At 43.7% G+C, this 6,196-nt stretch carries 5 protein-coding genes; 3 read left to right on the top strand and 2 right to left on the bottom strand.

Going from position 1 to position 6,196, the window contains the following annotated elements:
• Window positions 1–423: hypothetical protein (locus E1163_RS30410; protein ID WP_185155954.1), on the top strand; the 423-nt coding region annotated here is incomplete at its 5' end.
• A gap of 44 nt (window positions 424–467) precedes the next feature.
• Here E1163_RS30410 and E1163_RS04380 read toward each other — a convergent pair.
• Window positions 468–2,315 carry a vWA domain-containing protein gene (locus E1163_RS04380; protein WP_155169900.1) on the bottom strand — a complete coding sequence of 616 codons (1,848 nt, stop codon included), beginning with the start codon at window positions 2,313–2,315 and terminating at the stop codon, window positions 468–470.
• A 106-nt stretch (window positions 2,316–2,421) separates the two neighbouring features.
• On the opposite strand from E1163_RS04380, the gene E1163_RS04375 reads away from it, so the two are divergent.
• Both E1163_RS04375 and E1163_RS31515 read left to right on the top strand, forming a co-directional pair.
• Entirely contained in the window at window positions 2,422–2,997 is a 576-nt protein-coding gene (locus E1163_RS04375) for an RNA polymerase sigma factor (protein WP_155169898.1), read from the top strand.
• Window positions 2,987–4,426 carry a TonB family protein gene (locus E1163_RS31515; protein WP_155169896.1) on the top strand — a complete coding sequence of 480 codons (1,440 nt, stop codon included), beginning with the start codon at window positions 2,987–2,989 and terminating at the stop codon, window positions 4,424–4,426. Before E1163_RS04375 ends, E1163_RS31515 begins: the two co-directional genes overlap by 11 nt.
• A gap of 26 nt (window positions 4,427–4,452) precedes the next feature.
• Here E1163_RS31515 and E1163_RS04365 read toward each other — a convergent pair whose 3' ends face one another.
• On the bottom strand, window positions 4,453–6,156 hold the full coding sequence (locus tag E1163_RS04365) for an alanine/glycine:cation symporter family protein (protein ID WP_155169894.1): 1,704 nt from the start codon (window positions 6,154–6,156) through the stop codon (window positions 4,453–4,455).
• Between the last annotated feature and the right edge of the window lie 40 nt (window positions 6,157–6,196).

Genomic DNA, 6,196 nt, shown 5'->3' with positions numbered 1-6,196 from the left:
GGCCATGCCATAGACATTGAAGCATCTGCAAACGGGGATTTATATTGTGCTGGCACAAATAACAAAGTCTTTAAATACAACTACTATAATAACACCTGGACGGAAGTACCTGGTTCATCTAGCGTTGTCAGAATATCTGCTGATTATTATGGAACTCCTGTAATTTCAAATACACAAGGAAGGGTATGGAAATATGATGCCGGGTCTTCATGGCAGCATTTAGCAGGCATTGCCAGTGATATAGCCGTAAACAGAGCAAATCTTCATGCAACTGGTTCAAATGGAAAAGTTTATTGGTATGACTTTTTTGCTAATAATTGGGTTGAAATTGGAGGAGCACAGAATGCGATAAAAATAGCAGTAAACATAGATGATAATCCTTGGGTAATAGTGGCAGGAGGAGCAATATTTAAAAGGCAATAATATAATTAAAATGAGGAGGGATACCTCCTCATTTAACTACCCTATCAGTTCGCCAACAACAGACCAGATTTCACCAGGTTGATAAATTCTATTCTGTAGCCTTCCGGATCCTTTCCTTTGGCGGATTGGGCCATTTTGATCACGTCATCGTAGGTCAGGTTGCCTTTGAACTCGGAATCTCGGAGTAGCATACCGAAGCCGGCAACTGCGGCAGACCAGCGGAAATTATCAGAAGTTTTATCAATGGCTATATGACTATCCACTAAAGCATGCGTAATTAATTTGCTTTGGTCGCCATCAGGTTGCTTATATCTTAGCTTTATGGTCATCAATTCTTTTGACTTCATGGCTTCTGTGGAAATTTTACTTTCCTGGTATTTCAGATCATCTATAGGGTCAAATTGACTATCCACGCCTACCGGAATGATCTCATACAGTGCAGTTACCGTATGACCGGCTCCCAGATCCCCCGCATCTTTCTTGTCATTATTAAAATCTTCGTTTTTCAATGCCCTGTTTTCATAGCCGATCAGGCGATAAGCCTTCACTTTTGCAGGATTAAACTCTACCTGGATCTTCACATCTTTTGCTATAGTAAATAATGTTCCTCCAAACTCATTGACAAGTACTTTTTTAGCTTCCAGAATGTTGTCGATGTAAGCGTAATTACCATTACCTTTATCTGCTATGGTCTCCATTTTGGAATCTTTATAATTGCCCATGCCAAAACCCAGTACGGTTAGAAAAATACCACCATTACGTTTTTCCTCGATCAGCCTCTCCATCTCGGCATTGCTTGAGGCTCCTATGTTAAAGTCTCCATCAGTTGCCAGAATAACCCGGTTGTTTCCTCCCTTCTTATATTGCTCCTTAGCCACTTTATAGGCAAGTTGAATACCCGCACCCCCGGCAGTGGAGCCTCCGGCCTGCAAATTATTAAGTGCATTGAGTATCGCTTCTTTATTGTTGCCATCCGTGGAAGGAAGCACAAGCCCTGCCGCTCCGGCATATACCACAATGGCTACATTATCTTGCGGCCTAAGCTCATCAACCAGTAACTTGAAGGCAGATTTCAGCAATGGCAATTTATTGGCAGCATTCATAGAACCCGATACATCCAGCAGGAACACCAGGTTTGAAGGGGGCAGGTTCTTAGTAGGTATTTTCCTGCCCTGTAACCCAATGTGTACCAACTTATGCTGACTGTTCCATGGTGCAGATGATATTTCAGTGTTTATGGAAAAGGGATCAGCGTTTTCCGGTTGTTTGTAATCATAGTTAAAGTAATTGACCATCTCTTCGATACGGACTGCATCCTTTGGAGGGAGTTGGCCGTTGTTCAAAAACCTTCTCATATTGCTATACGAGGCAGCATCTACATCTATCGAAAAGGTTGATAAAGGGTTTTTCAGGGCCCCGTGAAAAATATTTTCATGTATGGCGTCGTATTCTTCTGTATTATGAACCGGATAGGATTCTGCCTCATACATCATGGCCGCACCACTCATATCCTCAGAACTGCTGATGGCATAGCTCATGGCTTTCTTTTCTCTTTCAGCTTTTCTCTTGTTTATTACCACTACCTCTTCAAGCTGCCTTACATCAGCTTCCATAGCCACATTGATCTCAGCCTTTGAGCCGACTTTGATTTCTTTCGTTGCATAACCAATCATAGAGAACACCAGTGTCGGGGCAGTGCCTGCCACCTTTATACTGTAGTATCCATTTATGTTTGTTATGGTTCCTGTAGTTGATCCTTTCAGCACTACATTAACGCCTGCCAGCGGGTTTCCATCTTCGGCTGCAGTCACTGTTCCTGTTATAACCCTGTCCTGAGCATACACCACCGACGACATAACGAGCAACATGATAAATATTCCGATCCTTTTCATAATTTTTAAATTTTGGTAAAAACTTCACTATCATGATGCAGGGGTTTTCCGAATTCCATAAACTGTTATGATTTTTTTTTAGATTAGGATCTTAGTCACTGTTTAGATGTCACATTCCCCGGCCTCACATACCGAAGAGCAAAAACTCATACGCCTGTATAAGCAGACGGGGAATATGGAATATGCCGGAAAGCTTTTCAACAATTATATGCACCTGGTCTATGGTGTGTGCCTGAAATACCTAAAGAACAGGGAGGAAAGCCAAGATGCTGTAATGCAGGTTTTTGAGAAACTCACTGAAAGCCTCAAGAAACACGAAGTAGAGAATTTTAAAAGCTGGTTATATGTTCTGAGCAAAAACCACTGCCTGATGAAACTCAGGTCTAAAAAATACCAGAGTGAAAGAACCACCATGGATATTTCGGAGGTGAGTATGGAAAACACGCTGATGATGCATCATAATAATGAGCCGCCCCTGGAAGATGATCTGGGCAGGCTGGAAAAGTGCATAGAAGAGTTGCATATTGAACAGAAGCGGTGCGTTCAGTTGTTTTACCTTGAGAGTAAATCTTACAAGGAAATAGAGGTGCTTACCCGGTTTGAGCTGAAAAAGGTGAAAAGCTATATTCAGAATGGTAAGAGAAATTTAAAGAACTGCATGGAAAGAAAAAGTGAGCAATAGAAAAAACGATATTGGAAGTACACTGTCCCCGGAGATCATTGAAAAATATCTTAACGGTGAGTTGAGCCATAAAGAAATGCATGAGGTGGAAAAGCTCATGCTCAACTCCGATTTTGATGCGGAGGCCATGGAAGGCTTTGAGGAGACTGGCACATCGACTATGCAAGGGGACCTGGGCTTACTCAGAGAGAGACTTGACCGGGAAGTTAAGCCAAAGCGAGACTTTATGCTATGGTTTAAAATTGCGGCTTCGGTGGCTTTACTGGCCATCACCACTATCATCCTTTTCAATACAGATCTCTTTAAATCTGAGCAACAACTGGCTAAATCAGAGGCTCAAGAGGAAGCCATGCCCGACTCGAAAACCGCTGAGCGTGAAGCCGAACCTCAACCTGAATCTCAGCCCGTTGAGGATAGCCTGATTGCGCTAAACAAAGAAGAAAAAGAGCCTGAAAAAAGCAAAGCAAGTAAACCTATTGAACAACCGGTGGTGGATATGGCCTCCGAGCCATTGGCCGAAGCAAGAGAAGAACAAACTATTGGACTGGCCGAGGCTGAGGACGATGTGGAAGTAGCTGAAAAGGTTGATGCCATGGCTTATGAAGAGCTGGAAACTGAAACACCAGAGGAAATGGTCATGGATGAGGTTCCCGCTTCTGACATTGAGGATCTGCAGGGTAAAATGGCGGGCGTTCAGGTAACGGAAAATGCAAGGGCCATGTCGAAAGCAAAAAAAGCCGAGACTAAAAAGATGGAAGCCGAAAGCAGAATGGCACTCCGTAGTGCTTCGGCAGAGGAAATAATGTCGCAAAGCATAAAAGGCCAGATAACTTCCTCCGAAGACGGGACGGGCTTACCCGGAGTGAATGTAGTAGTGAAAGGTACGACTACAGGCACCATAACTGACTTCGAAGGAAATTACACCCTCAATCTGCCGCAAGGCACAGACCCTACACTGGTGGTTTCTTTCATAGGATTGAGTCCCAAAGAAGTTGACGCATCAGGTAAACGTGTAGTAGATATAGAAATGGAACCGGATGTTGCACAGCTTTCGGAAGTGGTGGTGACAGCCATGGACGTGGAGAGGGAGAAAAGATCATTGCCATATTCGATGCAGACTATAGAAATGGACAAAGACAGGGACGAAAGAGCCGACATTGTGCCTGCCAATCCTGAGGGCGGCAAATCATCATTCAAAGATTATCTGCAAGCTAATGCCAGACCTATTAACGGACAGGAAGGCAAGGTTGTAGTGGAGTTTGAAGTTACTTCTTCCGGCGACTTGATCAACTTCAGAATAGTGAAAGGCCAGGGAGAAGCTCTAAACAATGAGGCCATCCGTTTAATCAAAGAAGGCCCCAAATGGAGCCCTGCTTTGCGTAATGGTACCCCTGACCAGGATAAGGTCAGGGTTAAAGTAAAATTCTAATATCTATCTGAATATTTGACCTGCTCCTACTCCGGAGTTTTCTCATTTGGCCAGTCATTTTTGAAGTCAATCCAATATTCTTTTACCGTACGCTTCATTTCTCCATGCAGTAGCAGAATACCTGCAAGGTTGGGCAGGGTCATCAACGCAATGGTTATCCCTGACAATGTCCAGATAATAGTAGTGTCTGCAAATGAAGCCAGGAAGAAACCTACAACATAAAGCAAACGGTAATAGATAATGTACTTGCTACCGAAAAGGTAGGTAGTAGCCCTGTCTCCATAATAAGACCATGAAATAGCCGTCGAAAAGGCAAACAGCACCAGTCCCAGCGATACAATATATTGCCCCCAATCTCCCAGGAAACTCCTCTTAAAAGCCTCAATGGTGAGTGGAGCACTATGTACCAGGGATTCTCCCTCAAAAATTACTGCTCTGTTAGGATCAATTACATCCCCATTTACCACCTCAAGTGTACCTGTATATGGCCCATTGGCATTATAAACTTTCACATTATCCGCTATGGAGCGTGCATGTACAAGCGTAACATCGCTCACCACTACACCATTCTCAATCTCCAGATCACCGGTATATTGGGTCATAGCTTCTCCTTCTACGAGATATTCATAGAGGCGCTGTCTGTCTTCAGGTTTACTTTCATCAAATCTTGAAGTAAGTACATCAAGCTCGGTATATTCAAACTGGTTAGGCATTTTATCTTTCCATGCTCCGGAAGATAGCAGTACCAAACCAGTAAGTGTACATATAATGATGGTATCAATAAAAGGCTCAAGTATGGCCACCATACCTTCGGAAACAGGCTCATGTGCTTTAGCCGCAGCGTGTGCGATTGGGGCTGAACCCTGACCTGCCTCATTGGAGAACAATCCCCTGTTTACTCCCCGGTTGAAAGCAAAAGCCAGGTTAGCTCCGAGAAAGCCTCCTGCTGCTGCGCTTCCAGTAAACACATCCGAGAAAATAGATACTACAGATGGCCAGATATTCTCATAGTTGGTTGCGATAACTGCCAGGGCACCAATAAAATATATAATTGCCATCGAAGGCACCAGCTTCTCTGTAACCTTCACAATCCTGGTGATACCACCCAGGATCACCAGGGCCAGTATTACTGCCAAAACGGCTCCGGTTATCCACTGCTCTACACCAAAAGAAGTAAATATTGAGCTTGCAATCTGGTTGATCTGCGGAAGGTTACCTGTACCAAATGAAGACAGGATAGTAGCAAAGGCAAAGATGGCTCCCAGCCAGGCCAAGTTGATCTTCTTTCCAAAAAGTTTGAATTGAGCATTTTTCATGTAGTACATCGGTCCACCGGCTATACGTCCGGTTTCATCCTTTTCCCTGTACTTATGTGAAAGTGTCACTTCCACAAACTTTGTGGTCATACCTAAAAAGGCAGTAACCAACATCCAGAATAATGCTGCAGGGCCTCCAAGGTGGATGGCCAGAGCAACACCACCGATATTACCAGTACCTACTGTACCTGACAGAGCTGTAGCAAGTGCCTGAAAATGAGAGGCATCCCCTTCATCACCTTTTCTGTCAAACTTACCTTTTACGACCTTCAAGGCATGCCCGAAATATCTAAGTTGAGGAAACCCCAGATACACGGTAAAGAATAATCCTGTTCCTAAAAGGGCATATGGGAACCAAGCTGCGCTACCAATGTAGCTGTCAATAAGAACAAGAATATCGTTTAGGGTCTGCATAGTTTAGTTATTTCGTTTTTTTACACGGATGGCAAATCTA

Origin of the sequence: Fulvivirga kasyanovii, assembly GCF_009711405.1 — a bacterium.
Classification (GTDB): Bacteria; Bacteroidota; Bacteroidia; order Cytophagales; family Cyclobacteriaceae; genus Fulvivirga; species Fulvivirga kasyanovii.
This window is presented reverse-complemented; position numbering and strand designations above follow the sequence as displayed.

Excerpts from the sequence above, each read along its gene's own strand:
- E1163_RS04380 (WP_155169900.1), bottom strand. The coding sequence starts at position 2,315 with ATGAAAAGGATCGGAATATTTATCATGTTGCTCGTTATGTCGTCGGTG.
- E1163_RS04375 (WP_155169898.1), top strand. The coding sequence starts at position 2,422 with ATGTCACATTCCCCGGCCTCACATACCGAAGAGCAAAAACTCATACGC.
- E1163_RS04365 (WP_155169894.1), bottom strand. The coding sequence starts at position 6,156 with ATGCAGACCCTAAACGATATTCTTGTTCTTATTGACAGCTACATTGGT.